Raw genomic sequence first — 26,943 nt, forward strand, 5'->3', positions numbered from 1 at the left:
GCCAGATGGCCATGCCGCTCCGCCAGTCCATCAAGGTGGCGACCTATCTCGCCGAACAGAAGCTCCGCAAGCGCGACAAGTTCCCGCTGATCGTCGAGCTGGAACCGCTCTACGCCTGCAATCTGAAGTGCGAGGGCTGCGGCAAGATCCAGCACCCGGCGGGTGTGCTCAAGCAGCGCATGCCGGTGGCGCAGGCCGTGGGCGCCGTCCTGGAGTCCGGTGCGCCGATGGTGTCCATCGCCGGCGGCGAGCCCCTGATGCACCCTCAGATCGACGAGATCGTCCGGCAGTTGGTGGCGAAGCGGAAGTATGTCTTCCTGTGCACCAACGCCCTGCTGATGCGCAAGAAGATGGAGAAGTTCAAGCCCTCGCCGTACTTCGCGTTCGCCGTGCACATCGACGGGCTGCGGGAGCGGCACGACGAGTCCGTGGCGAAGGAAGGGGTGTTCGACGAGGCCGTGGCCGCCATCAAGGAGGCCAAGAAGCGCGGCTTCCGGGTGACCACCAACTCGACCTTCTTCAACACCGACACCCCGCAGACCATCATCGAGGTCCTCAACTTCCTCAATGACGACCTCCAGGTCGACGAGATGATGATCTCGCCCGCCTACGCCTACGAGAAGGCCCCCGACCAGGAGCACTTCCTCGGCGTCGAGCAGACCCGCGAACTGTTCAAGAAGGCCTTCTCCGGCGGCAACCGGCGGCGCTGGCGCCTCAACCACTCGCCGCTGTTCCTCGACTTCCTGGAAGGCAAGGTCGACTTCCCCTGCACGGCGTGGGCGATCCCCAACTACTCGCTCTTCGGCTGGCAGCGGCCCTGCTACCTGATGAGCGACGGGTACGTCACCACGTACCGGGAGCTGATCGAGGACACCGACTGGAACGCCTACGGACGGGGCAAGGACCCGCGCTGCGCCAACTGCATGGCGCACTGCGGTTACGAGCCGACCGCCGTCCTCGCCACCATGGGATCGTTGAAGGAGTCCCTGCGCGCCCTGCGCGAGACCGTCTCCGGGAACCACGTGAACCACGGGAACCAGGGGTGATGTGATGACCGCCGTGTCGCTGGGCGTCCCCGAGCTGCCCGCCCGACCGATCGCGGAACGCCGCCCCTCGCGGCGTATCCAGGTCGGCGCGGTGGCCGTGGGGGGCGGGGCCCCGGTGTCGGTGCAGTCGATGACGACGACCCGTACGTCGGACGTCGGCGCCACCTTGCAGCAGATCGCCGAACTCACCGCGTCCGGCTGTCAGATCGTCCGGGTCGCCTGCCCCACGCAGGACGACGCGGACGCCCTCGCCACCATCGCCCGCAAGTCGCAGATCCCGGTGATCGCGGACATCCACTTCCAGCCGAAGTACGTGTTCGCGGCGATCGAGGCCGGGTGCGCGGCGGTGCGGGTGAACCCGGGCAACATCAAGCAGTTCGACGACAAGGTCAAGGAGATCGCGCGGGCGGCCGGGGACCACGGGACGCCGATCCGGATCGGGGTCAACGCCGGGTCGCTCGATCGGCGGCTGCTCCAGAAGTACGGCAAGGCGACGCCCGAGGCCCTGGTGGAGTCCGCGCTGTGGGAGTCCTCGCTGTTCGAGGAGCACGACTTCCGGGACATCAAGATCTCGGTCAAGCACAACGACCCGGTCGTGATGATCGAGGCCTACCGGCAGTTGGCCGCCCAGTGCGACTACCCCTTGCATCTGGGCGTGACGGAGGCCGGTCCGGCGTTCCAGGGGACCATCAAGTCCGCCGTCGCCTTCGGGGCGCTGCTCAGCGAGGGGATCGGGGACACGATCCGGGTCTCGCTGAGCGCTCCGCCGGTGGAGGAGATCAAGGTCGGCATCCAGATCCTGGAGTCGCTGAACCTGCGGCAGCGGCGGCTGGAGATCGTCTCGTGCCCCTCGTGCGGGCGGGCGCAGGTCGATGTGTACCGGCTCGCGGACGAGGTCAGCGCCGGTCTCGAAGGCATGGAGGTGCCGTTGCGGGTGGCCGTCATGGGCTGCGTCGTCAACGGACCCGGGGAGGCGCGGGAGGCGGACCTGGGGGTCGCCTCCGGCAACGGCAAGGGGCAGATCTTCGTCAAGGGCGAGGTCATCAAGACCGTGCCCGAGTCGAAGATCGTGGAGACCCTCATCGACGAGGCGATGAAGATCGCCGAGCGGATGGAGCGGGACGGCGTCGCGTCGGGGGAGCCGGCGGTCACCGTGAGCTGACAACACGGGCTGAGAGGCACGGATCGAGAGGGGGCCCGACGTGACGATTCTGGAGAGCATCCGGCAACCGCGCGACCTGAAGGCGCTGACCGAGGCGGAACTCGGTGAACTGGCCGAAGAAATCCGGGAGTTCCTGGTGCACGCGGTCGCCAGGACCGGTGGTCACCTGGGGCCCAACCTGGGGGTGGTGGAACTCACTGTCGCGCTCCACCGGGTCTTCGAGTCACCCGTCGACCGCATCGTCTGGGACACCGGTCACCAGAGCTATGTGCACAAGCTGCTGACCGGGCGTCAGGACTTCTCCAAACTGCGCGGCAAGGGCGGTCTGTCCGGCTACCCCTCGCGCGAGGAGTCCGCGCACGACATCGTCGAGAACAGCCACGCCTCCACCGCACTCGGCTGGGCGGACGGCCTCGCCAAGGCCCGCCAGGTGCAGGGGGAGAAGGGCCATGTCGTCGCGGTCATCGGCGACGGCGCCCTGACCGGCGGCATGGCCTGGGAGGCCCTCAACAACATCGCCGCAGCCAAGGACCGGCCGCTGATCATCGTCGTCAACGACAACGAGCGCTCCTACTCCCCGACCATCGGCGGCCTCGCCAACCACCTCGCGACCCTGCGCACCACCGACGGCTACGAGCAGTTCCTCGCCTGGGGCAAGGACGTCCTGCTGCGCACCCCGATCGTCGGCAAGGAGGTCTACGAGGCACTGCACGGCGCGAAGAAGGGCTTCAAGGACGCCTTCGCACCCCAGGGCATGTTCGAGGACCTGGGGCTGAAGTACGTCGGCCCGATCGACGGACACGACACCAAGGCGGTCGAGTCGGCGCTGCGCCGCGCCAAGTGCTTCCACGGGCCCGTCCTCGTGCACTGTCTGACGCAGAAGGGGCGGGGCTACGAGCCCGCGCTCGCCAACGAGGAGGACCACTTCCACACGGTCGGGGTGATGGACCCGCTGACCTGCGAGCCGCTCACCCCGGCCGGCGGACCGTCCTGGACGTCGGTGTTCGGCGACGAGATCGTCCGGATCGGCGACGAGCGCGAGGACGTCGTCGCCATCACGGCGGCCATGCTGCACCCGGTGGGGCTCGGCCGGTTCGCGGAGAAGTTCCCCGACCGGGTGTGGGACGTCGGTATCGCCGAGCAGCACGCGGCGGTCTCGGCGGCGGGGCTCGCCACGGGCGGGCTGCACCCGGTGGTGGCCGTCTACGCGACCTTCCTCAACCGGGCCTTCGACCAGCTGCTGATGGACGTCGCGCTGCACCGGTGCGGGGTCACCTTCGTCCTCGACCGCGCGGGCGTGACCGGCGTCGACGGCGCCTCGCACAACGGCATGTGGGACCTGTCCGTCCTCCAGGTCGTACCGGGGCTGCGGATCGCCGCGCCGCGCGACGCCGAACAGCTGCGGACCCAGCTGCGGGAGGCGGTCGCCGTGGACGACGCCCCGACGCTGATCCGGTTCCCGAAGGAGTCGGTGGGCCCGGAGATCCCGGCCGTGGACCGGGTGGGCGGCATGGACGTCCTGCACCGGTCCCCGACTGCGGGGTCTTCGACGGGGTCCTCGGTGTCTTCGGGCGGCCCGGCGGTGCTGCTGGTCGCCGTCGGTGTGATGGCGTCCGTGTGCCTCCAGGCCGCCGAGCTGCTGGAGAGCCGGGGCATCGGCTGCACCGTCGTCGACCCGCGCTGGGTCAAGCCGGTCGATCCGGCGCTGCCGTGGCTGGCCGCCGACCACCGGCTGGTGGCCGTCGTGGAGGACAACAGCCGGGCGGCCGGGGTCGGTTCGGCGGTCGCCCTGGCCCTCGGGGACGCCGAGGTCGACGTCCCCGTACGGCGGTTCGGGATCCCGGAGCAGTTCCTCGCGCACGCCAAGCGCGGGGAGGTGCTGGCGGACATAGGTCTGACGCCGGTCGAGATCGCCGGGCGGATCAGCGCCTCTCTGACCGCCCGGGACGACTTCGCGAAGGGCGACGTGAAGGGGGACCTGTCCGAGGCCGAGCCCGCCAAGGAGAAACCGGAATGACCACTGTGCGACCCGCCGCCGGGGGCGGGGAGTTCGACCTCGGCAAGCTCCTCGCCGAGCGCGGCGCCGAGCGCTACGAACTCCACGCCCGGTACCTCAACCACCAACTCCCGCGCATGCTGCACACCATCGGCTTCGACAAGGTCTACGAGCGGGCCGAGGGCGCGTACTTCTGGGACGCGGACGGCAACGACTACCTGGACATGCTCGCCGGGTTCGGAGTGATGGGGCTCGGCCGCCACCACCCCGTGGTCCGCAAGGCGCTGCACGACGTGCTCGACGCTCAGCTCGCCGACCTGACCCGCTTCGACTGCCAGCCGCTGCCCGGACTGCTCGCCGAGAGGCTGCTCGCCCACAGTCCGCACCTGGACCGGGTGTTCTTCGGGAACAGCGGCACCGAGGCCGTCGAGACGGCGCTGAAGTTCGCCCGGTACGCCACCGGCAGACCGCGCGTCCTCTACTGCGACCACGCCTTCCACGGGCTCACCACCGGCTCGCTCTCGGTCAACGGCGAGGACGGCTTCCGGGACGGCTTCGCCCCGCTGCTGCCCGACACGGCCGTACCGCTCGGCGATCTCGACGCCCTGGCACGGGAGTTGAAGAAGGGGGACGTCGCCGCGCTCGTCGTCGAGCCCATCCAGGGCAAGGGCGTGCACGAGGCGCCGCCCGGCTATCTGCGCGCCGCCCAGGAGCTGCTGCACCGGCACAAGGCGCTGCTGATCGTCGACGAGGTGCAGACCGGGCTCGGACGGACCGGCGACTTCTACGCCTACCAGCACGAGGACGGCGTGGAGCCGGACCTCGTCTGTGTGGCGAAGGCGCTCTCCGGCGGCTATGTCCCGGTCGGCGCGACCCTCGGCAAGGAGTGGATCTTCAAGAAGGTCTACTCGTCGATGGACCGCGTCCTCGTCCACTCGGCGAGTTTCGGCTCCAACGCCCAGGCCATGGCCGCCGGGCTCGCCGTCCTGTCGGTCATGGAGAACGAGCGGATCGTGGCCGGGGCGCGGGCCACGGGGGAGTTGCTGAAGTCGCGCCTCACGGCACTGATCGACAAGTACGAGCTGCTCAGTGACGTACGCGGCCGGGGGCTGATGATCGGCATCGAGTTCGGCCGGCCCAAGTCGCTGAAGCTGCGCGGCCGTTGGACCATGCTCCAGGCGGCCCGCAAGGGACTCTTCGCGCAGATGGTCGTCGTCCCGCTGCTGCAACGCCACCGCATCCTCACCCAGGTCTCCGGCGATCATCTGGAGGTCATCAAGCTGATTCCGCCGCTGGTCGTCGGGGAACGGGAGGTCGACCGGTTCGTGGCGGCCTTCACCGAGGTGATGGATGACGCGCACGGCGGGGGCGGACTGATGTGGGACTTCGGGAGGACGCTGGTGAAACAGGCGGTCGCCAACCGCTAGGACAGGGCCGGGGTGGGACCGCCGGTGGTGCGGCTCCGCCCGGCTTTGCCTCTGAGGCAAGAAATTTGCCGCAGAGGCAAAGCTGCGGCTGAATGGAGGGCATGAGCCCCTCCGAGGGTACGCACCCTTCCGAGCCTTCCGAGCCTTCCGAGTCGTCGGCGCACGAGGCGCTGCCCTCCGTCGCCCCGCAGTTGCGGGCCCTGCGGCGGCGGGCGGCACTCACCCTGGAGGCCGCGGCACGGGCCGCCGCTCTGTCGCCCGCCCATCTCTCCCGGCTGGAGACAGGGCAGCGCCAGCCCTCGCTGCCGATGCTGCTCGCGCTGGCCCGTATCTACGGGACGACCGTCTCGGAGTTGCTCGGTGAGACCGTCGCCGAGCGGGACGCCGTGTTGCGCGCGCCCGACATGGAGCCCACGCGGGCCGGCGGCTGGACCTACTGGCAGGCGGGCGCGTCCGGGCGAGGGATGCAGGCGCTGCGCGTCCATGTGCCGCACGGCTCGCAGGGCGACATCGTGCGGGTCCACCCCGGCGAGGAGTGGCTGTACGTCCTGAAGGGGCGGCTGCGACTGCGCCTCGGGGACACCGCGCATCTGCTCGCGCCCGGGGACAGCGCGCACTTCGACTCGCTGACCCCGCACCGCATCGCCGCCGCCGACCACGACGGCGCCGACCTCCTGTTCGTCCACACCCTGCTGCAGAGCCCGACCGCCGCGCTGTGCCTCGGGCCGATCACCCCCGGAGAGACCCCATGACCGACCTGGAAGAGAAGTTCCCCCGCGCCCTGTGGGTGCGGCTCATCATCTACATCGCGGTCGGCCATGTCTTCGCGGCCTTCATCTATCTGCTGTTCGAGCTGGGGGCCAAGCAGTAGCAGGAGCAGCAGCGGGAGCGGTGGGGCGGCCGGGGGCGGGCCGGGGGGCTGGGGCCTGTCGTTCGGATCACGCCGGCTTCGGGTCACGGTGCCTGGTGACCGCCGGTGAGCGGGGCGTGGTGCGTGCGGCCGCGAGGTGGAGGAGGGCGTCGACGCGATGGGGGTAGCTCCCGCTCGCGCGAAGTCGAGAGTGGGGGAGTCGGCGAGTGACGACAACGCGGCTGGGGGTCCCCCCACTGCCTTGAGGCCCCTCAAGGCAGTGGGGGAGTGCGTGCCACGCCCCGCGGCCCAGGCGTGATCCAAACGACAGGCCCTAGTCGAGGAGGCGCTCGCGCAGTCGCTCCCGGGTCTCCGGGGTGAGCTTCAGGCCCTGCTCCAGATAGGTGTCGACATCGCCCCAGGTCTCGTCGACCGTGTCGAAGGCCGCCTCGATGTACTCGGCGCGGGCGTCGAAGAGCGGGCTCAGCAGCTCCATGACCTCCGGGGAGTAGGCGCTCGCGGCGCTACTGCTGCGGTGCACCTTGTACCGGCGGTGCTTGGCGTTCGACTCCAGATAGTCGGCGACGATGGCCTCGCGCTCCACGCCCAGGGCGAGAAGGGTGACCGCGACGGAGAGGCCCGCGCGGTCCTTGCCCGCCGCGCAGTGCATCAGCGCGGGCACGCTGTCCTCGGCCAGCGCGTGCAGCACCCGGGAGTGCTCGGCCGTGCGGTCCTTGATGATCCGCCGGTAGGAGGCGATCATCCGGCCGGCGCCCTTGCCGTCGTCCAGCAGCTCCCGCAGCTGGTCCAGGTCGCCGTCGCGGACCATCTTCCAGAACTCGGCGCCGTCCGCCGGGTCGCTCAGCGGCAGGTTCACATTGAGCACGCCGGGCAGCTCGACGTCCGGGCCCTCCAGCTTCTGGTCCGCCGCGTTGCGGAAGTCGAAGACCGTGTGCAGGCCGAGGGAGGCCAGGAACGCGGCGTCCTCGTCGCTCGCGTGCGCCAGGTGGCCGCTGCGGAACAGCACTCCGTGACGCACCCGGCGGCCGTCCACGGTCGGCAGACCGCCCACGTCCCGGAAATTGCGCACTCCGGTCAGCTCGGGCTCGGTCGACGGGATCTGCTGCGTCACTGGGGGCTCCCTCCCATCCGGCCGCCGGCGCCGAACGCCGACGGACGCGCGCTCGACATCGAGGCGCGCACTCGACCATACGACATGGGTGCGTACGCCAATGAGTTGTCCACAGGGGCGGTGGCGAGGGCCCGCGAGAGTTGTCCACAGGGGCCGCGAGCGCCCGTGACGACCTGCGATGATGTTGAAGCCCGATTGCACCTGTTCGAAATTGTGGGGACCTGATGTTGGAAATCGGCGCCGACGGCCGGACCTGGCTTCTCACGGGGCCCAGGAGCAGCTATGCCCTGCGGCTCACGGAGAACGACGAGCTGCTGCATCTGCACTGGGGTCCCAGAATCGCGCTCGCCGACGCGGAGGAGCTGTCCGCCCGGCAGCAGCTGCCGTACTGGCCGTTCGAGGCGCCGGTCGACGGACACGAGGAGTACCCCGTCGAGGGCGGCCCCCGCTTCACCCGCCCCGCGCTCTCCGTGCGCACGGACGAGCGGCGCGGCACCGAGTGGTCCTTCGCGGGGGCGGAGGCCGACGGCGACGAGCTGCGGCTGCGGTTCGGCGACGACGGACTCGCGATCACCCTGCATTACCGGATGCGCGACGACGTGGTCGAGCGCTGGGTGACCCTCGCCAACGAGGGCCCGGCGGTGGAGCTGCTGCGCGCCGACTCGGCGACCTGGACACTGCCGCCGCGCGCGGAGGAGTCCTGGCACCTCTCGCAGCTGCACGGCAGGTGGGCGGCCGAGTCCCGGCTCGTGCGCGGCGACCTCACCTACGGCGAGAAAGTCATCGGCAGCCGGCGCGGCCACACCGGGCACCAGCATCTGCCCTGGGTCGCCCTCGACACCGACGCCACCGAGGAGCGCGGCGAGGTCTACGGCTGCGCGCTGGGCTGGTCGGGGTCCTGGCGCATCGCGGTCGCCCAACTCCCGGACGCGCGCGTGCAGATCACCGGCGGCGCCGGCTACGACGAGTCCGGGCTGCTGCGGCTGGAGACGGGGGAGACGTTCACCACGCCCGTCTTCGCCGGCCTGTGGAGCGACGGCGGCTTCGGCGGGGCCAGCCGCGCCTGGCACGCCTACCAGCGGACGTACGTCATCCCGGACGCGGACCAGGACCGGCCGGTGCTCTTCAACTCCTGGGAGGCCACCGAGTTCGACATCTCCGAGGATCAGCAGGGGACGCTGGCGCGGGCGGCGGCGGCCATCGGGGTCGAGCTGTTCGTGGTGGACGACGGCTGGTTCGGGGCGCGTACGAGCGACCGGGCCGGGCTCGGCGACTGGGCGCCCAATCCGGACCGATTCCCGAAGGGGCTCAAGCCGCTCGCCGACTATGTGCACGCCCTCGGGATGCGGTTCGGCATCTGGGTCGAGCCGGAAATGGTCAACCCGGACAGTGAGCTGTACCGGGCGCACCCCGAATGGGCACAGTTCCAACCGGGACGAAAGCGGACGGAGCTGCGCAATCAGCTCGTTCTCAATCTCGCCCGCGAGGACGTTCAGGAATACCTCTGGGAGCGGTTGGACGCGCTTCTCTCCAGCGCGCCGATCGACTATGTGAAGTGGGACTTCAACCGTTGCTTCACCGATGCGGGCTGGCCCGGCGAGCCCTATCCGCAGAAGCTCTGGGTCGAGCATGTGCGCGCCTTCTACGCCCTGCTGGACCGGCTGCGGGCCGCGCATCCGGGGGTGGCGTTCGAGTCGTGCTCGGGCGGCGGCGGCCGGATCGATCTCGGGGTGATGGCGCGGACGGACCAGGTGTGGACGTCCGACAACACCGACCCGCTCGACCGGCTCGCCATCCAGCACGGCTTCAGCCAGATCCATCCGGCCCGGACCATGGCCGCCTGGGTCACCGACAGCCCGAACAACCAGCTCAACGGCCGGGTCAGCTCGCTGCGGTTCCGGTTCGTCAGCGCGATGGCAGGGGTGCTCGGCGTCGGCGGCGACCTCACCGAGTGGACCGAGGAGGAGCTGGCCGAGGCGCGCGGCTGGATCGAGCGGTACAAGGAGATCCGGCCGGTCGTGCAGCGCGGTGATCTCTACCGGCTGCGGCCCCCGACCGGCGGGCTGAGCGCCGTGCAGTACGTCCACGGCGACGAGGTGGTCGTCCTCGCCTGGCTCCAGGCCCAGCACTACGGCGAGCCGCCCGCCCCGCTCCGGCTGCGTGGACTCGACCCGGCGGGGACGTATGAATGCCGCGAAACGGGCGAAGTGCACCGGGGGGCGGTGCTGTTGCATCACGGGATGCGGACGGGGCTGCGCGGTGACTTCGATGCGGCAGTTATCCGCCTGTGTCGCACTTGAGTGATCTGTCCGTAATGCAGCTGTAATTCCAACAAGCCCTGGAATAAAGCCTACTGAGTCGTAGGTGCGTGAGTAGCGTCATATTCGTGACGTTCCGCTGTCGCCATGTTCACGTAATTCTTGGGCGTTTCCAGGGCGGTTGGAAATGCTCAGGACCGGTCTCTAACGGAGCGTGAGCGTGAATTCATGTAAGGCTCAGGGAGGAAGACGCACAGGAAGTCCCAATGGTTGTCTCTGTGGGCACAAGTCGCTTAAGTTCGGCGTCAATCCGGACGGACGCCCAATCCTGCCGCCGACCGGAGCCGCGTACCGACCCGATCCACGGCAGGAGCGGGGGACCCACAGGAATCACCGCCTGTTCCGGTCTCCGGAACGGCTAGGGGTAAAGCCGTGCGCAAGCACGGCCGGACATCTCCAGTCCGCACCCGACAGCTCACCTCGTAGGCGCCGGAGAGGAATTCGCCATGCCCGCGAAGGGTAAGCACCGCCGTCCGAAGTCCCAGCGTTTCACCCGATCGATAGCCGCCGCCGGGACCGGTGGCGCGGCGCTCGCGCTGCCGCTGATCGGAGCCGCGGGCGCCCATGCCGCGACCCCGACCGCCGCCGTCTCCGGGGTGTCCGAGAAGACGGACACCGTCGCCGCCGAGAAGGCCGCGGCACAGGCGGGCGCTCGGATCGAGCAGGCCGAGAAGGCCGCGCAGGCCGAGAAGACCGCCACCAAGAAGGCGGCGACCAAGACCTATTCGGTGAAGGTCGGCGACTACCTCGCGAAGATCGCGGACGAGCAGGACGTCGAGGGCGGCTGGAAGCAGCTGTACTCGGACAACCGTGAGGCGATCGGCTCCGACCCCTCGCTCATCCACCCGGGCCTCAAGCTCAGCATCGACGGCCGGGCGACCTCGGGCGGCTCGTCGCAGTCGTCGAAGCCGCAGCTGTCGCAGTCCTCCAAGGCCGCCGAGTCGTCCGAGTCGTCGCAGTCGTCGAAGTCGGCCGGGACCTCGAAGCAGGAGTCGAAGGACACCCAGGCGTCGACCTCCACGTCGACCGAGCAGTCCTCGTCGTCCAGCGGCTCCGGCTTCAGCGTGCCGATCCAGGGCGCCACCGTCGGCACCGCGTACAAGACCGCCGGCAGCATGTGGTCCAGCGGCTACCACACGGGCGTCGACTTCGTGGCCCCGACCGGGACCACCCTCAAGGCCGTCGGCGCGGGCACCGTCGTCTCCGCCGGCTGGGGCGGCGCGTACGGCAACCAGGTCGTCATCAAGCTCGCCGACGGCTACTACGCCCAGTACGCCCACCTCTCCTCGCTCTCGGTCTCCGCGGGCCAGTCCGTGACCGGCGGCCAGCAGATCGGCCTCTCCGGCGCGACCGGCAACGTCACCGGGCCGCACCTCCACTTCGAGATCCGCACCAGCCCCGACTACGGCTCGGACATCGACCCCCTGGCCTACCTCCGCTCGAAGGGCGTCAGCGTCTGACGGCACCCCCGCCCACCGCGCGCGGTGAAGGCCGGCTCCCGTGATCCGGGGCCGGCCTTCGGCGTTTCATGATCGCCGTGTTGCGGTCTTGTGGCATGGCTGATCAACATCTCGACACTTCCACGAGGCGCGGGAAGAGTGCTCGGCGTAAGCGCTTTCCACCTCGTCGAAGGAGTGTTGGTGCGTACCGCCCGACCCCGAAGAACCCGACCCCGAAGAACCGTCGTCCTCACCGCGACCGCCCTGCTCTTCTCCGCGCCCGCCGGCCATGCCGCCGAGGCACCGCGCAGGGTCGTGGAGAACCTGGACCGCGGCCTGGTCGCCGTGCCGTCCGGGGACGGGACCTTCCTCAGCTGGCGGCTGCTCGGCACGGAGTACGCCCGGTACGGCGACACCGTCGCGTTCAACGTGTACAAGGGCCGCAAGCGGCTGAACCGGGCGCCGATCACCCGGTCGACGACCTTCCAGGACGACAGCCGGGGCACGGGCGCGTACAGCGTGCGGGCCGTCGTCGACGGGCGGGAGGAGAAGCCGGGTCCGGGGTCGGGAGCGAGGCCGGGTCCGGGACCGGACTTCGGCAAGGGGTACGCCGAGATCCCGCTCGCCGCCGCCGACGGATACAGCGTGCAGCACGCCTGGCCCGGTGACCTCGACGGGGACGGACGCTACGAGCTGGTCGTCAGCCGGCTCTCCGGCACCCGGGACCGGCCCGACCTGCTGGAGGCGTACACGCTGACCGGCGAGCGGCTCTGGCGTGTCGACCTCGGACCCGGCTCCTACACCCAGGCAGGCGGGAACGGCGCCAACGACCCGGCGCCCGCCGCGATCAGCGGTTCGACGGCGATCGGCGGATACCGCAACGACGACAACGTGACCGTGTTCGACCTGGACGGCGACGGCCGGGCCGAGGTGCTGGTGCACACGGCCGACGGGACGACCTTCGCGGACGGGGCTCGGGTCGAGGCAGCGTCGCCCGCGAGCCAGTTCGTCTCCGTGGTCGACGGCGCGACCGGCACCGAGCGCGCCCGGCAGCCCGTGCCCGAGGACCTCGTCGCCGACGGCCCCTCCGGCGGCCACTTCGGCATCGCCTACCTCGACGGTGTCCACCCGAGCCTCGTCACCAAACTGGTCACCCGGGTCGGCGCCCGGCGCGGCGCCTTCCGTGTCCTCTTCCAGACCTGGGACTTCGACGGCACGGACCTCACCCGCCGCTGGAAGTACGTCGTCCCCGCGGGCAGCGGCGCCACCAGCTTCCACCAGATCCGTACCGTCGACGTCGACCGCGACGGCAGGGACGAGATCGCCGACGGCAACTACGTGGTGAACGGCGACGGCACGCTCCGGTACGTCGTCGACGGCGCCGGACACGGCGACCGCTTCCACATCGCCGACCTCGACCCCGACCGCCCCGGCCTGGAGGGCTTCGCCATCCAGCAGGCCGAGTTGGGCGTCATCCCGAACTTCCCCTGGTACTACTACGACGCCGACACCGGCGAGCGCCTGGTGACCGGGCGGCATCCGGCGGACTGGGAGAACGACACCGACATCGACGTCGGCCGGGGCAGCACCGGCGACATCGACCCGGACCACCCCGGCTACGAGTACTGGACGTCCACCGCCGACGTCACCGCACCCGGCGCCGGCGTGTACAACGTCCAGGACGGCAAGGTCGCCACGACCACCCCCAGCGTCAACTTCCGTATCTGGTGGGACGGCGACAAGGGCTCGGAGCTGCTGGACCTCACCCATGTCTCCGAGTGGGACCCGGCCACGGAGACCAGTACGAGGATCTTCGACCCGGCCGGAGTCGTCTCCGGGGCCCGCAACGCGACCCCGTTCTACGGCGACATCGTCGGCGACTGGCGCGAGGAGATCCTCGCCGAGACCGCCGACCACACCGCCCTGCGCCTCCACACCACCACCGAGCCGACCCGGACCCGGCTCTACACGCTCGCGCAGAACCCGGCGTACCGGCTCGGCTGGACGGTCCGGGGCTATCTCCAGTCGACGTACACGGACTACTACCTCGGCGCCGAGACCCGTCGGGCACCCAGGCCCGTCATCACCACGACTCCCCGTACGGCAGGGACAGAAGGAGCGTCATGACCACCCGTAGAGCATTCGGAGCCGTCGCCGCCGGTGCCGCCCTCGCGGCGCTCGCCCCGGCGGGGACGGCGTCCGCGCACACACGTCGGCGACGCGGCCGGCTGATCGCCGCCGACGACTTCCGGCACGGACTCGGGCAGTGGGCCGTGGAGTTGGAGCGGGGCGGTAGCGTCACCGCCGCGCGCGGTGTGCTGGAGGTCGATGTACCCGCCGGGGCCACGGTCTGGTTCAGGCGGAGACTGGAAGGGCCCTACGTGATCGAGTACACGGCCACGCCGGTCGCCGCGGGCGGGGTGAACGACCGGGTCTCCGATCTGAACAACTTCTGGAACGCCGTCGACGCGCGGTCGCCCGACGACCTGTTCGCCACCCCGCGCGGGGGAGCCCTCGCCGAGTACGACCATCTGAGGACGTACTACGTCGGGTACGGCGCCAACACCAATACGACGACGCGGCTGCGCCGGTACGTGGGGCAGGCGGGTGTACGGCCGTTGATCTACGACTACACCGAGCCGCTGCTCGTCGCCAATGAGCCGAACCATGTGCGGATCGTCTCCGACGGGTCGAAGGTGCGGTGGTGGAACAACGGGCGTCTCGTGTTCGACCACACCGATCCCGAGCCGTACACGGAGGGACATTTCGCGTTCCGGACCACCTGGAGCCACTTCCGGATCGAGGACTTCCGCGTGTGGCGGCTCGGCCGTCCCGACCAGGCGTATTCCGGGTTGACCAATACTTGACGCGTGGTCTATCTCACCGCCCGTCAACCCCTTATTACGGTCGCGTAGGTCACATCGGAAGGTGAATCATGGCCCGATGTGGCAGACGATTCGAATGACAGCAGATCAATGATCGGGTCGTACGTGGCGGTGGGGGACAGCTTCACCGAGGGCGTCGGCGACCCCGGGCCCGACGGGCGGTTCGTGGGCTGGGCCGACCGGTTCGCGGTGCTTCTCGCGGACCGGTTGCCCGAGGGCGACTTCGACTACGACAACCTCGCCGTGCGGGGGAAACTCCTCGATCAGATCGTGGAGGACCAGGTGCCACGGGCGCTGGAACTGGCGCCCGATCTGATCTCCTTCTGCGCGGGCGGCAACGACATCATCCGGCCCGGCACCGATCCCGACGAGGTCGCCGAGCGGTTCGAGCGGGCGGTGGTCCGGCTCACCTCGGCCGTCGGCACGGTCATGGTGACCACCGGGTTCGACACCCGTGACGTGCCGGTGCTGAGGCATATGCGGGGCAAGATCGCCACGTACAACCTGCATGTCCGGGCCATCGCCGACCGGTACGGCTGCCCCGTGCTCGACCTGTGGTCCCTCAAGACGGTGCAGGACCGGCGGGCCTGGGATCTCGACCGGCTGCATCTGTCGCCGGAGGGGCACACCCGGGTCGCGCTGCGGGCCGGGCAGGTGCTGGGCGTCGACATCCCGGCCGATCCCGATCAGCCGTGGCCGCCGTTGCCGCCGCGCGGCACGCTGGAGGCGCGACGGGACAACATCCACTGGGCGCGGGAGTATCTGGTCCCGTGGATCGCGCGGCGGCTGCGCGGGGAGTCCTCCGGGGACCATGTGTCGGCGAAGGGGCATCTGTCGCCGGACGACATCAAGATGCGGATCAGGGCGGTGGCCTGAGGGGTTGCCTTGGGTGGTCGGTGGTCGGTGGTCGGTGGTCGGTGGTCGGCGGGTTCGCGGTCGTGGGCGGGTGCGGGTCCGGTGGGGGTTCTCGCGCAGTTCCCCGCGCCCCTCACGGGGCACGGTCTGTTCTCCGGCGTTCTGACGAGTGCGCCGGGGCGGGGCGGGGCGGTGGCTTCAGGCGTAGGCGGTCAGCGGGTTGCCGCTGTCAAGGATGCGCGCGTCAGGCCCAGTTCGTGGGCCAGGGCCTCGTCGGCCCAGTCCTGGGCGCGGCTGCGGGAGACCGCCCCGTCGTACGCGGTGAGCTGGACCGCCAGGCCGTCCAGGAGGGCGGTGAGGCGCAGGGCCGTCGCCGGGGGGTCGGGGCAGTGGAACTCGTCGGCCGCCACGCCCGCCTCGATGACCTCGGTCAGGGCGGCCTTCCACTGCCGGTCCAGGTCGCGGGTGACCTCGCGCAGGGCCGGTTCGCGGAGGGCGGCCGCCCAGCCCTCGATCCACAGGCGCCAGCCCTTGGCCTGACCGGTCGGCGCGTACCAGCGGACCGCCGCCCGCAGCCGGCGCAGAGCCGTGGTCCGGCGGCCCAGCAGCTTGCGGAGATGGGCGAGATCGTCCTCGGCGGCGTACCGGAACGCCTCGGCCACCAGCCGCTCCTTGGTGGAGAAGTGGTACAGCACCAAGGCGTTGCTCACCCCGAGGACGGCGGCCACGTCGGCGATCCGTACCGCCGCCACGCCCCGCGCCTCGATCTGCTCGATGGCGGCCCGGAGCAGCTCCCCACGCCGCTCGGCCACACTCAACCGCACCCTGCCCACGCGGCAACCCTACCGAGGCCCACTGACGGTCACCGCCGCGATCGAGCCACCCGGGCCCTTCCGCCGGATCGCCGGGGCTCTCGGAGGCTCTCCGGGGTGCCGCGACGCCCGGCACGCGCCGGCGCCGTCGTCAGCGGTGCAGGCCGAACCGGTCCGCGATCGTCGGCAGGCGGTCGGCGGCGATCGCGTGGGCGGCGGCCCGCGGGGTCGTGCCGTCGGTCTCGGCCCGGGTCAGCATCAGATCGACGAGGGCGCGCATGGAGCGGCGGGTGTGCGCGAACGCCTCGTCGGAGGTGGGGCCGATGTCGCCGAACAGGGTCCACCACCACCAGGCGTTCGTCCCGGAGTTGACCACCACATCGGGCAGGACGGTGACCCCGCGCGCGGTGAGGAGTTCCTCGGCCGCCGGGAGCACGGGCATGTTGGCCGCCTCGACGATCAGTCGGGCGGTGACGCGATGGTGGTTGGTGGTGTCGATCGCGTAGGAGACGGCCGCCGGGACCAGTACGTCGGCTTCGCCGGCCAGCCACGCGTCGGCGGGGCCCTCCCGGTCGTCCGGGCCGAGGGCGGACCGGTCGATCGTGCCGTGCGCGTCGCGGGCGGCGAGCAGCGACTCGACGTCCAGGCCCGCCGGGTTCGCGATCGTGCCCTTGATGTCGGCGACGGCGACGATCGTCAGGCCGGCGCGGGCGAGGAAGCGCGCGGTCGCCCCGCCCATCGTGCCCAGGCCCTGCACGGCGACCCGCGTCCCCGCGTACGGCGCGCCGACCCGGTCCAGGGCGGTGAGGACGGACTCGGCGACACCGCAGCCGCCGACCAGCTCGTCCAGGCCGATGCCGTCCACCCGGACCGCGAACGCGTCCGTGAGGCGTCGCCGGGCCGTCTCCTCGTCGTCCAGGAGGGGGTACACCGCCTGGATCGTCGACACGAGACCCGCCTCGGCCGCTGCCCGGTCGATCAGATCCTGGCTCAGACCGAGGTCCTCACCGGTGGTCCAGAAGTTCTCGATGTACGGGCGCGTCGCCCGCAGATAGCGGACCAGGACGTCGTACGCCTCCGGGTCCCGGGGGTCGCAGTCGATGCCGCCCTTGGCGCCGCCGAGCGGGACATACCGGCCCTCGGGGTCGTAGTGCAGCGCCTCCTTCATCGTCATCCCGCGGGCGAGCCCGGCGACCTCGTCGAGGGTGCAGCCGGGGCGCATCCGCAGTCCGCCGCTGGAGACCCCGCGCACCAGCCGGTCCACGACGAGAAAGCCCCGTCGGCCCGTGACGTGGTCGGTCCAGGTGAGGGACATGAAGGGGGGCGTGGTCATGGCGCTCCTCGGAGTGGTCTGGGCTGCGGAGTGGCGGGGAGAAGAGGGGAGAAGAGGGGAGGGGAGGAGAGGGGAGGAGAGGAGAGGGGCGGAAGCGGGAGGGGGCGGAAGCGGGAGGGGGCGGCGGGAACAAAGGGGGCTACTGAATAGTTGGTCAGTATTGCATCGTGCGGGGACGGGTCGGACCCGACGCTGTCGGAGGGGCGGACCATAATGGGATGCCTGAGCGAATCCACCTGGAGGTGCCGTGTCCGGTTCCGGATCCCGTTCTCTCAGCTCGGGGCTGCGCGCCGCGCGGCCGGCCGCGTTCGGCGCGGACCCGAGCGGTGCCCGGCTGGAGCGGATCCGCAGATCCCCGCATTTCGCGAACGGGGTCTTCGTGAATCCCGAGGGCGCCAAGATCCGTCCCTCCGGCAATGCCGCGATGGAGATGGCGAAGAGCTACTTCCGCAAGGACGAGCGGGTGCGCCGGGCCCCGGCGGGCCTGATCCCCGTCCATCCCACGACCCTCGCCGACCTGGCGAGACCCCCGGCGAGCGGGCTGCGGATCACCTGGATGGGACATTCCAGTGTGCTCGCCGAGATCGACGGCCACCGGGTGCTCTTCGACCCGGTCTGGGGCGAGCGCTGCTCCCCGTTCGCCTTCGCCGGGCCCAAGCGGCTGCACCCCGTGCCGGTGCCGCTGGCCGCGCTCGGCCCGGTCGACGTCGTCGTCATCTCGCACGACCACTACGACCATCTGGACATGCCCTCGATCAAGGAGCTGGCCGGGACGGACACGGTCTTCGCCGTGCCGCTCGGTGTCGGTGCCCACCTGGAGCACTGGGGCGTCTCCGCGGACCGGATCCGCGAGCTGGACTGGCAGGAGGCCACCAAGGTCGGCGGTCTCACCCTGACCGCGACCCCCGCCCGGCACTTCTGCGGCCGGGGGCTGCGCAACATCCAGCACACCCTGTGGGCCTCCTGGGTCGTCGCCGGTGACGAGCACCGGATCTACCACAGCGGGGACACCGGGTACTTCGACGGCTTCAAGGACATCGGCGCCGCGCACGGCCCGTTCGACATCACCATGATCCAGGTCGGCGCCTATTCGGAGTTCTGGCCCGACATCCACATGACGCCCGACGAGGGGCTGCGGACCCATCTCGACCTCCAGGGCGGCGAGCCCGGCGGCGTGATGATGCCGATCCACTGGGCGACGTTCAACCTGGCGATGCACGCCTGGGCCGAGCCGGGCGAGCGCATGATGTGGGCGACGCACGACGCGGGGGTCACCATGGCCGCACCGCGGCCGGGGGAGCCGTTCGAGCCGAAGAGCACACCGCCGGTCGACCCGTGGTGGCGTCCGGTGTCCCAGCAACCGGTCGGCGGCTGGGCGGCCTGGCCGCCGGTGGGCGAGCGACTGGACCTGGTGGCCGAGAGCTGAGAGACCGGGACCGGCAAGCCGGGAACGGAAAACAGGTCGGGAATTCTCCCGACAGGGTGATTTTTCGATTGACGTCGAGGGCCGGGGAGCGAATTGCTCCCCGGCCCTCGACGTCTTTTCGCGCCCTTTTCTGATCGGCTCTGATCGAAATTCGGGTACAGAAGGAATCCCGCAGGAACAGGCGTCCGAAGAATTATCGGACTGTCGCACGAAGCCTCATACCAGAGCGGGACGCATTACGGAGGTCTTTGTCAACTGCGCATCGCACATGACGCGTTGCCGACTACTGTGAGTTGCCGTCGGACGACGCTGGGCCGAATTCTTCGACTCTCGCGACCGACACGCGATGGCGCATGCCCAAGTCGCCCAGGCGCGGCACCCCCACGCCCAGACGGACAGTACGAGGACGCTGATGTCTCACCTTCGCGCACCGGCCGCCCGCGCAGACCGCCGTGAAGGCGGGCGGCACGGGCGACCGGCCCCCCGTGCCGTCCCCTCACTGCCCGAGATCCACATACGGCAACAGCTGGTGCGCCTCGCGGTCCTGCCCCCCACCGCCGTCGCCCTCAGCGCCTGCGCCGCCGTCCTCTTCACCTTCCGCGCCGGCGGCGCCCGCCCCAGCCTCACCCTGTGGGCGGTCCTCGCCGGAGCCGCCGCCGTGGCCCTCGCCGGTATCGCGATCGCCGCCGTGGCCGCCGGCCGCACCGCCAGGGCCGTCCGTGAACGGCTGGGCGCCCTGCGGCAGGTCAGCACCAGGAGCGAGGACGACCTGCGCGACCTCGTCGACGCGCTCCGGCGCGGCGACCAGCCGCCCGCGCGCGCCCGCACCAAACCCGCCGCCGGCGCCGACGACTTCGAACTGCTCACCGCCGATCTGACCCGCGCCCACGACAGCGCCGTCACCGCCGTCGTCCAGGCCTCCCAGCTCTCCAGCCACGCCGGCAGCGAACAGAAGCTCGAAGTCTTCGTGAACCTGGCGCGCCGGCTCCAGTCCCTGGTCCAGCGCGAGATCTCCATCCTCGACGACCTGGAGAACGAGATCGAGGACCCCGATCTCCTCAAGGGCCTCTTCCACGTCGACCATCTCGCCACCCGCATCCGCCGCCACGCCGAGAACCTCGCCGTCCTCGGCGGCGCCGTCTCCCGCCGCCAGTGGAGCAACCCCGTCTCCATGACCGAGGTGCTGCGCTCCGCGATCGCCGAGGTCGAGCAGTACTCCCGGGTCAAGCTGGTGCCCCCGGTCGACGGCACCCTGCGCGGGCACGCCGTCGCCGACGTCATCCACCTCCTCGCCGAACTCGTCGAGAACGCCACGGTGTTCTCCGCCCCGCACACCCAGGTCCTGCTGCGCGCCAACCTCGTCACCTCCGGGCTGGCCGTCGAGGTCGAGGACCGCGGTCTCGGCATGCCCGTCACCGAGCAGAACAAGATGAACGCCCTGCTCGCCGACCCCGACCAGGTCAACGTCGCGAGCCTGCTCCAGGACGGCCGGATCGGCCTCTTCGTGGTCTCCCAGCTGGCCCGCCGCCACGGCATCCAGGTCCGTCTGCAGACCAACATCTACGGCGGGGTGCAGGCCGCGTTCGTCGTCCCGCAGGGCCTGCTCGGCGCCGAGCCCGGCGACCAGCCGCAGAACCAGCCCCGCACCGAGGAGAGCACCGGCGTACGCCGCCCGGACGGGCCCCGCCACGCACACCCCGTCACTCCCCAGCGGGTCCCGGCGCCCGGCCACGCCGACCGTCCCGCGAGCGACCGTCCCGGCCGTCCCGACCGTTCCGGCCGGTCCGCCACCGGCAGGCCCGCGCCCGCGCAGCCCGGCCGCCCGGCGTCCACGCCGTCCGCGCGACCCGAGTCCGGCCACCGTTCCGTCCCGGGCCCGGCCCGTGCCTCCGTGCCCCGGCAGCAGGGTCCCGGGCGGAGCAGCGACCGGGGCGGCGACCGGGGTGCCGACCGCCAGGGACCGGGCAGAGGCGGCTCCGGGCCGACCCCGCTGCCGGTGCGCGGCGCCCGTGAGGAGCGGCCCAACCCGGCCGAGGCGATGCCCGGCATCCGCCCCGACGACCGGCGGACCGTCTCCGACAACGCCGGGGCACCCCCGACCCCCCGGGTCGGCGGCGCCGTCCGCGGCACCATGGGCAAGCCCCAACTGCCGCGCCGCCGCGCCCAGCAGCACATCGTGCCCCAGCTGCGCGGCGGCCCCCCGCCCACGCCCCGCCAGGACCCCGACCACTACATCGGCCACGACCCCGGGCTGATGGCCGCCTTCCAGCGCGGCATCGGACTCGCCGAGGCCCGCCAGATGGAGAGCTCCGACTGGGACACGTCGTCACTGGAGACGTCGTCACTGGACACGTCGCCACTGGAGACGTCGTCGCTCGGCACGATCGCCGTGGACCTGACACCCCCGGCCCCCGACGCCGCGTCCCGCATCGACACGGGACAGCTGAACACGGGACAGCTGAACACGGGACAGCTGAAGCCGGGACCGCTGAACCCGGGACCACCGACCCCGGGACCACCGACCCCGGGACCACCGACCCCGGGCCACCCGGCCCCCGCGTCCCACGGCGGTACGGGCCACGTGGAGGCGCTCCGCATGGAACTGGCCCACATGGACGCCCCCCACAAGGACGCCGTCCAGCCCCTCGGTCCCCTGGGCGGACACCCCAGGGGCATCGCCCCCATGGCCGTACCGCCGTCGGCCCTCGACGCGGCGCACGACCTCACGCCCCGGCAGGACGGGAGCACACCGGCCGGATGACCACCCCCCACCCCACCCCCACCACGGTCCTCACCTCCACCCCCTCCGCTCCCGCAGACCAACGCACCCCAAGGAGTCGATCCACCATGGCGAGCGATGCGCCGACCGGCCAGGTTTCCGATCTCGACTGGCTGATGAGCGGCCTCGTCCAGCGCGTACCGCACACCACGAGCGCGGTGCTGCTCTCCTGCGACGGGCTGGTGAAGTCGGTCCACGGCCTCGATCCGGACAGTGCCGACCACATGGCGGCCCTGGCCTCCGGCCTGTACTCCCTCGGCCGCAGCGCGGGCGTCCGCTTCGGCGACGGCGGCGACGTCCGCCAGGTCGTCGTCGAACTCGACTCGACCCTGCTGTTCGTCTCCACCGCCGGCTCCGGCACCTGCCTCGCCGTGCTCGCCGGACGTGAGGCCGACGCCGCCGTCCTCGGCTACGAGATGGCGATGCTGGTCAAGAGCGTCCGCCCCTACCTGGTCACCCAGCCCCGGCAGGCCGTCGAACCCTCCGCGATGAGGCCTTGACCGTGCCCACGGCCGGCGACGGACCCCTGTACGACGACGCCGCCGGGCGTCTGGTGCGCCCCTACACCGTCATCAACGGCCGGACCCGGCCGACGACCGCGCTCGATCTCCTCTCACAGGTGATGGCCACCGGGGCGACCCCCCTCGGCTATCTGGGCCCCGAGCACGCACAGGCACTCGACCTGTGCCGGGCACCCGTCTCGGTCGCCGAGGTCGCCGCTCACCTCAAGCTGCCGGCGGCGGTCACCAAGGTGCTGCTGTCCGACCTCGTCGACTGCGGGGCCCTCACCACCAAGCCCCCGGTTTTCCACCACAACCCGACAGACCGGTCTCTTCTGGAGGCAGTGCTCGATGGACTACGACGACAGCTCTGACCCCTTTCCCACCGCACTGAAGATCTTGGTGGCGGGAGGGTTCGGGGTCGGCAAGACGACCTTCGTCGGCGCGGTGAGCGAGATCGCGCCGCTGAGCACGGAGGAACTGCTCACCACCGTGAGCGCCGCCACAGACAATCTCGACGGCATCGAGAACAAGGTCGAGACGACCGTCGCGATGGACTTCGGCCGCATCACCCTCGACCCGCGCCATGTGCTCTATCTGTTCGGCACCCCCGGACAGCAGCGGTTCTGGTTCATGTGGGACGAACTCTCCGAGGGCGCCCTCGGCGCGGTCATCCTCGCCGACACCCGCCGCCTGGAGGACTGCTTCGCCGCGGTCGACTTCTTCGAGCAGCGCGGCCTCGCCTTCATCGTCGCCATCAACGAGTTCGACGGCTCCTTCCGTTACGACGCCGACGAGGTCCGCGCGGCCCTCGATCTCGACCCGGAGATCCCCGTCGTCTGCTGCGACGCCCGGATCTCCAGCTCGGGCGTCCAGACCCTGCTCACCCTCGTACGGCACCTCCTCGCCCACACCCCGGCCCAGCTGCCGAGCCACGGAGCCCACACGTGACGTACGACCCACCGCGTCCGGTCGGCCGGCTGCTGCTCACCCCCGAGGACCGCGACGCTCCCGAACGTGTGGAGCGGCTGCGGCTGCTGGGGCTCGGTGAGTACGCCGAACCGTCCTTCGACGCCTTCGCGGACCGCCTCGCCGAGGTCGCCGCGGTGCCGTACGCGATGGTCAACTTCATCGACGAGAGGCGGCAGTTCTTCGCCGGACTGCATGTGTCGGCGGAGCCCACGACGGACACCACCGTGCTCGGGGTGGACCGGCACCTCGCCCGTGACCACGGCTTCTGCCCCTATGTGGTGGTCCGCCGCAAAGGGCTTGTCCTCGAAGACGTGCGCGAATACCCGAAGTTCGCCGGGAACCCCGTCGTCGACGACCATGGCGTTCGCTCCTACCTCGGCGCCCCTCTCCTCGACAGCACCGGCATCGCCCTCGGCACGGTCTGCGTCATGGACGTCCGGCCCCGCCCCTGGGGCCGGGCCGGACTGGAGACGATCAAGTCGATGGCCGCGGAGCTGACCGCCCGGATCGAGGGCCGGGAGGCGTTCCCGTGAGGCCGGGGGCGGCCGGCACTTCATGGCGGATCGGCGTGAAGGAAAGCTGCGGCGGAGGTTAAGAAAACCTCGATGGACCCAGGGTGCCGCCGTACGGCAGATTGATCGGCGTTCCCACCCCTCTCCCCGGTACGGGCCCGTTCGTCATGCCCCGCGCCGGGGGCGCACCCACAGGAGCCGTAGCGTTGAAGGCGCTGGTCAAGGAGAAGGCGGAGCCCGGACTGTGGCTCGTCGACGTCCCGGAGCCCGAGATCGGCCCCGGCGACGTACTGATCAAGGTTCTGCGGACCGGGATCTGCGGCACCGATCTGCACATACGGTCCTGGGACGGCTGGGCCCGGCAGACCATACGCACCCCGCTCGTGGCCGGTCACGAGTTCGTCGGCGAGGTCGTGGAGACCGGACGGGCCGTCACCGACATCCAGGCGGGCGACCTGGTCAGCGGCGAGGGACACCTGGTCTGCGGCAAGTGCCGCAACTGCCTCGCCGGCCGCCGCCATCTGTGCCGCGCCACCGTCGGGCTCGGCGTCGGACGCGACGGCGCCTTCGCGGAGTACGTCGCCCTGCCCGCGACCAACGTCTGGGTGCACCGGGTCCCCGTCGACCTCGACGTGGCCGCGATCTTCGACCCGTTCGGCAACGCCGTGCACACCGCGCTGTCGTTCCCGCTGGTCGGGGAGGACGTCCTGATCACCGGCGCCGGGCCGATCGGGCTGATGGCCGCCGCCGTCGCCCGGCACGCCGGCGCCCGCCACGTCGTGATCACGGACGTCAGCGCGGACCGGCTGGAACTGGCCCGGAAGATCGGCGTCAGCCTCGCGCTCGACGTGCGGGAGTCGACCGTCGCCGACGGACAGCGGACCCTCGGCCTGCGCGAGGGCTTCGACATCGGTCTGGAGATGTCCGGCAGCCCCGTCGCGATGCGCGACATGATCGCCAATATGACCCACGGAGGCCGGATCGCCATGCTCGGGCTGCCGGCCGAGGAGTTCGCCGTCGACTGGTCCCGGATCGTCACCTCCATGATCACCATCAAGGGTGTCTACGGTCGGGAGATGTTCGAGACCTGGTACGCGATGACGGTCCTGCTGGAGGGTGGTCTCGACCTGGCCCCCGTCATCACCGGCCGGCACGGCTACCGCGACCACGAGGCGGCGTTCGCGGACGCGGTCAGCGGCACCGGCGGCAAGGTCATTCTCGACTGGACCGCGTAAGTCACCTGCTTCTTCTGGGAGTTCCTGATGTTCGACTCCGTGCGCGACGACCTTCGCACCACCCTCGACGAGATCCGCGCCGCCGGGCTGCACAAGCCCGAGCGCGTCATCGGCACCCCGCAGTCCGCGACGGTCGCCGTCACCGCCGGTGGCCGCCCCGGCGAGGTCCTCAACTTCTGCGCCAACAACTACCTCGGCCTCGCCGACCACCCCGAGGTGATCGCCGCCGCCCACGAGGCCCTCGACCGCTGGGGCTACGGCATGGCCTCCGTCCGCTTCATCTGCGGGACGCAGGAGGTGCACAAGGAACTGGAGGCGCGGCTGTCGGCGTTCCTCGGCCAGGAGGACACCATCCTCTACTCCTCCTGCTTCGACGCCAACGGCGGTGTCTTCGAGACCCTGCTCGGCCCCGAGGACGCGGTGATCTCCGACGCCCTCAACCACGCCTCGATCATCGACGGCATCCGGCTGTCCAAGGCCCGCCGCTTCCGCTACGCCAACCGTGATCTCGCCGACCTGGAAAGGCAGTTGAAGGAGGCGGCGGAGGGCGGCGCCCGGCGCAAACTGATCGTCACCGACGGCGTCTTCTCCATGGACGGCTATGTGGCCCCGCTCCGCGAGATCTGCGACCTCGCCGACCGCCACGACGCCATGGTCATGGTCGACGACTCCCACGCCGTCGGCTTCACCGGCCCCGGCGGCCGTGGCACCCCCGAACTGCACGGCGTGATGGACCGCGTCGACATCATCACCGGCACCCTCGGCAAGGCCCTCGGCGGTGCCTCCGGCGGTTACGTCGCGGCCCGCGCCGAGATCGTCGCCCTGCTGCGCCAGCGCTCCCGCCCGTACCTCTTCTCGAACACGCTCGCCCCGGTGATCGCGGCGGCCTCCCTGAAGGTGCTCGACCTGCTGGAGTCGGCCGACGACCTGCGGATCCGGCTCGCCGAGAACACCGCGCTGTTCCGCCGCCGGATGACCGAGGAGGGCTTCGACCTGCTCCCCGGCGACCACCCCATCGCCCCCGTCATGATCGGCGACGCGGCGAAGGCGGGCCGTCTCGCCGAACTGCTCCTGGAGCGCGGTGTGTATGTGATCGGCTTCTCCTACCCCGTCGTCCCGCAGGACAAGGCCCGCATCCGCGTCCAGCTCTCCGCCGCCCACTCGACGGCGGACGTGAACCGGGCGGTGGACGCGTTCGTGGCGGCGCGGGCCGAGCTGCCGGCCTGAGGGCGGACGCTTCGGCGTCAGGGCCGACGCCTCGGTATCACGGCGGACGCCTTGGCGTCAGGGTGGACGTCCCGGCGGGCGCGGGTCGGGGGATCGGGCGTTTGAGAGAATCGATCCCGTGATCGAAGCACGGCGGCTCCACATCCTGCGTGCGGTGGCCGACCACCGCACGGTGACGGCGGCTGCCGCCGCGCTCTACCTCACCCCGTCCGCCGTGTCCCAGCAGCTGACCGCCCTGGAGCAGGAGACCGGCCACCGCCTGGTCGAACGCGGCGCCAAGGGCGTTCGGCTCACCCCGGCCGGAGAGATCCTGCTCGGTCACACCAACGCGGTCCTCGCCCAGCTGGAGCAGGCGGCGGCGGAACTGGCCGCGTACGACTCGGGCGAGGCGGGCACCGTCACCGTCGCCTCCTTCGCCACCGGCATCGCCCAGGTCGTCGCGCCCGCGCTCGCCCTGCTCGCCGGGTCCGCGCCCGGCATCCGGATCCGCGTCCAGGACGCCGAGGGCGACGCCAGCCTCCCGATGGTCCTGGACCGGCAGGTCGACATCGCCGTGGCCGTCGAGTACCGGGGCGCCCCGGCCGCGGACGACCCCCGTCTCACCCATGTCTCCCTCTACGCCGAGCCCTTCGACGCGGTCGTACCGGTGAGTCACCGTCTCGCCGACGCTGCCGAGGTGCCGCTCGCGGAACTCGCCAAGGACCCCTGGATCGGGCCCTACCCCGGCAACCCCTGCCATGACGTGGTCGTCCTGGCCTGCGAGCACGCCGGCTTCCAACCGCGCCTCGAACACTCCTCCGACGACTTCCGTGCCGTCGTCGCCCTCGCCTCCGCCGACGCGGGAGTCGCCCTGGTCCCCCGCTCGGCGCTGCGCGGCACGGACCTCACGGGCGTGGTCGTACGCCCCGTGGACGGGGTGGCTCCCACGCGCCGTGTCTTCGCCGCCGTACGTCGTGGCGCGGAGGGCCACCCGCTGATCCGGCAGGTGCTGGAGGCGCTGGGGGAGGCGGCGGAGTGAGGCGGGGCACGGCATAGGT

General features: G+C 71.0%; 23 protein-coding genes and 1 riboswitch. Of the genes, 20 read left to right on the top strand and 3 right to left on the bottom strand.

All coding sequences use genetic code 11. The features are described from left to right. Window positions 1–5: 5 nt before the first annotated feature. From hpnH to F9278_RS40820, 6 genes are all read left to right on the top strand, one after another. Entirely contained in the window at window positions 6–1,046 is a 1,041-nt protein-coding gene (gene hpnH, locus F9278_RS40795) for an adenosyl-hopene transferase HpnH (protein ID WP_152172810.1), read from the top strand. Window positions 1,047–1,050: 4 nt separating this feature from the next. Beyond that, window positions 1,051–2,208 (top strand): flavodoxin-dependent (E)-4-hydroxy-3-methylbut-2-enyl-diphosphate synthase, encoded by a 1,158-nt coding sequence (ispG, locus tag F9278_RS40800; protein ID WP_152172811.1) that lies wholly within the window; start codon window positions 1,051–1,053, stop codon window positions 2,206–2,208. A gap of 40 nt (window positions 2,209–2,248) precedes the next feature. After that, window positions 2,249–4,225 (top strand): 1-deoxy-D-xylulose-5-phosphate synthase, encoded by a 1,977-nt coding sequence (gene dxs, locus F9278_RS40805; RefSeq protein WP_152172812.1) that lies wholly within the window; start codon window positions 2,249–2,251, stop codon window positions 4,223–4,225. Next, window positions 4,222–5,631 (top strand): aspartate aminotransferase family protein, encoded by a 1,410-nt coding sequence (locus F9278_RS40810; RefSeq protein WP_152172813.1) that lies wholly within the window; start codon window positions 4,222–4,224, stop codon window positions 5,629–5,631. The genes dxs and F9278_RS40810 overlap by 4 nt, the downstream gene beginning before the upstream one ends. A 101-nt stretch (window positions 5,632–5,732) precedes the next feature. Beyond that, a complete protein-coding gene (locus F9278_RS40815) occupies window positions 5,733–6,383 on the top strand; it encodes a helix-turn-helix domain-containing protein (protein ID WP_152172814.1) in 651 nt (216 codons plus the stop codon). After that, the gene (locus F9278_RS40820) at window positions 6,380–6,502 is read left to right on the top strand and encodes a DUF6126 family protein (protein ID WP_086753480.1); all 123 of its coding nucleotides are present in this window, start codon (window positions 6,380–6,382) and stop codon (window positions 6,500–6,502) included. The genes F9278_RS40815 and F9278_RS40820 overlap by 4 nt, the downstream gene beginning before the upstream one ends. Window positions 6,503–6,815: 313 nt before the next feature. Here the strand turns inward: F9278_RS40820 and F9278_RS40825 are convergent, their stop codons facing one another. Then, entirely contained in the window at window positions 6,816–7,613 is a 798-nt protein-coding gene (locus F9278_RS40825) for a tyrosine-protein phosphatase (RefSeq protein WP_152172815.1), read from the bottom strand. 224 nt (window positions 7,614–7,837) lie between these two features. Here F9278_RS40825 and F9278_RS40830 point away from each other — a divergent pair, with 224 nt between their 5' ends. The 5 genes from F9278_RS40830 to F9278_RS40850 all read left to right on the top strand — a co-directional run bounded on the left by F9278_RS40830 (window position 7,838) and on the right by F9278_RS40850 (window position 15,131). Further along, entirely contained in the window at window positions 7,838–9,913 is a 2,076-nt protein-coding gene (locus F9278_RS40830) for an alpha-galactosidase (protein ID WP_152172816.1), read from the top strand. Window positions 9,914–10,214: 301 nt separating this feature from the next. Continuing rightward, window positions 10,215–10,373: riboswitch (cyclic di-AMP (ydaO/yuaA leader) on the top strand. 4 nt (window positions 10,374–10,377) lie between these two features. After that, window positions 10,378–11,391, top strand: coding sequence for a M23 family metallopeptidase (locus F9278_RS40835; protein WP_152172817.1), 1,014 nt, complete (start codon window positions 10,378–10,380; stop codon window positions 11,389–11,391). 180 nt (window positions 11,392–11,571) lie between these two features. After that, complete coding sequence (locus tag F9278_RS40840) at window positions 11,572–13,497, top strand: rhamnogalacturonan lyase family protein (protein WP_226967150.1); 1,926 nt, start codon at window positions 11,572–11,574, stop codon at window positions 13,495–13,497. Then, window positions 13,494–14,237, top strand: a complete 744-nt coding sequence (locus tag F9278_RS40845; RefSeq protein ID WP_152172818.1) for a DUF6250 domain-containing protein — start codon at window positions 13,494–13,496, stop codon at window positions 14,235–14,237. The genes F9278_RS40840 and F9278_RS40845 overlap by 4 nt, the downstream gene beginning before the upstream one ends. A 108-nt stretch (window positions 14,238–14,345) precedes the next feature. Next, complete coding sequence (locus F9278_RS40850; RefSeq protein ID WP_152172819.1) at window positions 14,346–15,131, top strand: SGNH/GDSL hydrolase family protein; 786 nt, start codon at window positions 14,346–14,348, stop codon at window positions 15,129–15,131. Window positions 15,132–15,322: 191 nt separating this feature from the next. Here F9278_RS40850 and F9278_RS40855 read toward each other — a convergent pair whose 3' ends face one another. Beyond that, a complete protein-coding gene (locus tag F9278_RS40855; RefSeq protein WP_193241852.1) occupies window positions 15,323–15,943 on the bottom strand; it encodes a TetR/AcrR family transcriptional regulator in 621 nt (206 codons plus the stop codon). Window positions 15,944–16,073: 130 nt separating this feature from the next. Next, window positions 16,074–17,255 carry a Glu/Leu/Phe/Val dehydrogenase dimerization domain-containing protein gene (locus F9278_RS40860; RefSeq protein WP_152172820.1) on the bottom strand — a complete coding sequence of 394 codons (1,182 nt, stop codon included), beginning with the start codon at window positions 17,253–17,255 and terminating at the stop codon, window positions 16,074–16,076. Window positions 17,256–17,502: 247 nt separating this feature from the next. Here F9278_RS40860 and F9278_RS40870 point away from each other — a divergent pair, with 247 nt between their 5' ends. The 9 genes from F9278_RS40870 (at window position 17,503) to F9278_RS40910 (ending at window position 26,924) form a co-directional block, all read left to right on the top strand. Next, complete coding sequence (locus F9278_RS40870) at window positions 17,503–18,681, top strand: MBL fold metallo-hydrolase (RefSeq protein ID WP_193241853.1); 1,179 nt, start codon at window positions 17,503–17,505, stop codon at window positions 18,679–18,681. A gap of 412 nt (window positions 18,682–19,093) precedes the next feature. Next, window positions 19,094–21,442, top strand: a complete 2,349-nt coding sequence (locus tag F9278_RS40875; protein ID WP_193241854.1) for an ATP-binding protein — start codon at window positions 19,094–19,096, stop codon at window positions 21,440–21,442. An 86-nt stretch (window positions 21,443–21,528) separates the two neighbouring features. Beyond that, window positions 21,529–21,960, top strand: coding sequence for a roadblock/LC7 domain-containing protein (locus tag F9278_RS40880; protein WP_152172822.1), 432 nt, complete (start codon window positions 21,529–21,531; stop codon window positions 21,958–21,960). Between the two features lie 2 nt (window positions 21,961–21,962). Further along, window positions 21,963–22,334: a DUF742 domain-containing protein gene (locus tag F9278_RS40885; protein ID WP_152174429.1), complete on the top strand. Its 372-nt coding sequence runs from the start codon at window positions 21,963–21,965 to the stop codon at window positions 22,332–22,334. Then, window positions 22,312–22,911, top strand: a complete 600-nt coding sequence (locus F9278_RS40890) for a GTP-binding protein (protein WP_152172823.1) — start codon at window positions 22,312–22,314, stop codon at window positions 22,909–22,911. Before F9278_RS40885 ends, F9278_RS40890 begins: the two co-directional genes overlap by 23 nt. Next, window positions 22,908–23,465: a GAF domain-containing protein gene (locus F9278_RS40895; protein WP_152172824.1), complete on the top strand. Its 558-nt coding sequence runs from the start codon at window positions 22,908–22,910 to the stop codon at window positions 23,463–23,465. Before F9278_RS40890 ends, F9278_RS40895 begins: the two co-directional genes overlap by 4 nt. A gap of 185 nt (window positions 23,466–23,650) precedes the next feature. Then, entirely contained in the window at window positions 23,651–24,679 is a 1,029-nt protein-coding gene (gene tdh / locus F9278_RS40900) for an L-threonine 3-dehydrogenase (protein ID WP_152172825.1), read from the top strand. A 27-nt stretch (window positions 24,680–24,706) separates the two neighbouring features. Continuing rightward, the gene (locus tag F9278_RS40905; protein WP_152172826.1) at window positions 24,707–25,906 is read left to right on the top strand and encodes a glycine C-acetyltransferase; all 1,200 of its coding nucleotides are present in this window, start codon (window positions 24,707–24,709) and stop codon (window positions 25,904–25,906) included. A 118-nt stretch (window positions 25,907–26,024) separates the two neighbouring features. Next, on the top strand, window positions 26,025–26,924 hold the full coding sequence (locus F9278_RS40910) for a LysR family transcriptional regulator (protein WP_152172827.1): 900 nt from the start codon (window positions 26,025–26,027) through the stop codon (window positions 26,922–26,924). The last annotated feature ends 19 nt before the right edge of the window (window positions 26,925–26,943 follow it).

Origin of the sequence: Streptomyces phaeolivaceus, from assembly GCF_009184865.1 — a bacterium.
In the GTDB taxonomy this organism is placed as follows: Bacteria; Actinomycetota; Actinomycetes; order Streptomycetales; family Streptomycetaceae; genus Streptomyces; species Streptomyces phaeolivaceus.

What these genes read in the sequence shown, in the direction of transcription:
- F9278_RS40810 (WP_152172813.1), top strand. Translation starts at nt 4,222, where the DNA reads ATGACCACTGTGCGACCCGCCGCCGGGGGCGGGGAGTTCGACCTCGGC.
- F9278_RS40905 (WP_152172826.1), top strand. Translation starts at nt 24,707, where the DNA reads ATGTTCGACTCCGTGCGCGACGACCTTCGCACCACCCTCGACGAGATC.
- F9278_RS40880 (WP_152172822.1), top strand. Translation starts at nt 21,529, where the DNA reads ATGGCGAGCGATGCGCCGACCGGCCAGGTTTCCGATCTCGACTGGCTG.
- F9278_RS40830 (WP_152172816.1), top strand. Translation starts at nt 7,838, where the DNA reads ATGTTGGAAATCGGCGCCGACGGCCGGACCTGGCTTCTCACGGGGCCC.
- hpnH (WP_152172810.1), top strand. Translation starts at nt 6, where the DNA reads ATGGCCATGCCGCTCCGCCAGTCCATCAAGGTGGCGACCTATCTCGCC.
- ispG (WP_152172811.1), top strand. Translation starts at nt 1,051, where the DNA reads ATGACCGCCGTGTCGCTGGGCGTCCCCGAGCTGCCCGCCCGACCGATC.
- F9278_RS40850 (WP_152172819.1), top strand. Translation starts at nt 14,346, where the DNA reads ATGATCGGGTCGTACGTGGCGGTGGGGGACAGCTTCACCGAGGGCGTC.
- F9278_RS40835 (WP_152172817.1), top strand. Translation starts at nt 10,378, where the DNA reads ATGCCCGCGAAGGGTAAGCACCGCCGTCCGAAGTCCCAGCGTTTCACC.
- F9278_RS40875 (WP_193241854.1), top strand. Translation starts at nt 19,094, where the DNA reads ATGTCTCACCTTCGCGCACCGGCCGCCCGCGCAGACCGCCGTGAAGGC.
- F9278_RS40845 (WP_152172818.1), top strand. Translation starts at nt 13,494, where the DNA reads ATGACCACCCGTAGAGCATTCGGAGCCGTCGCCGCCGGTGCCGCCCTC.
- F9278_RS40815 (WP_152172814.1), top strand. Translation starts at nt 5,733, where the DNA reads ATGAGCCCCTCCGAGGGTACGCACCCTTCCGAGCCTTCCGAGCCTTCC.
- F9278_RS40820 (WP_086753480.1), top strand. Translation starts at nt 6,380, where the DNA reads ATGACCGACCTGGAAGAGAAGTTCCCCCGCGCCCTGTGGGTGCGGCTC.
- F9278_RS40860 (WP_152172820.1), bottom strand. Translation starts at nt 17,255, where the DNA reads ATGACCACGCCCCCCTTCATGTCCCTCACCTGGACCGACCACGTCACG.
- F9278_RS40890 (WP_152172823.1), top strand. Translation starts at nt 22,312, where the DNA reads ATGGACTACGACGACAGCTCTGACCCCTTTCCCACCGCACTGAAGATC.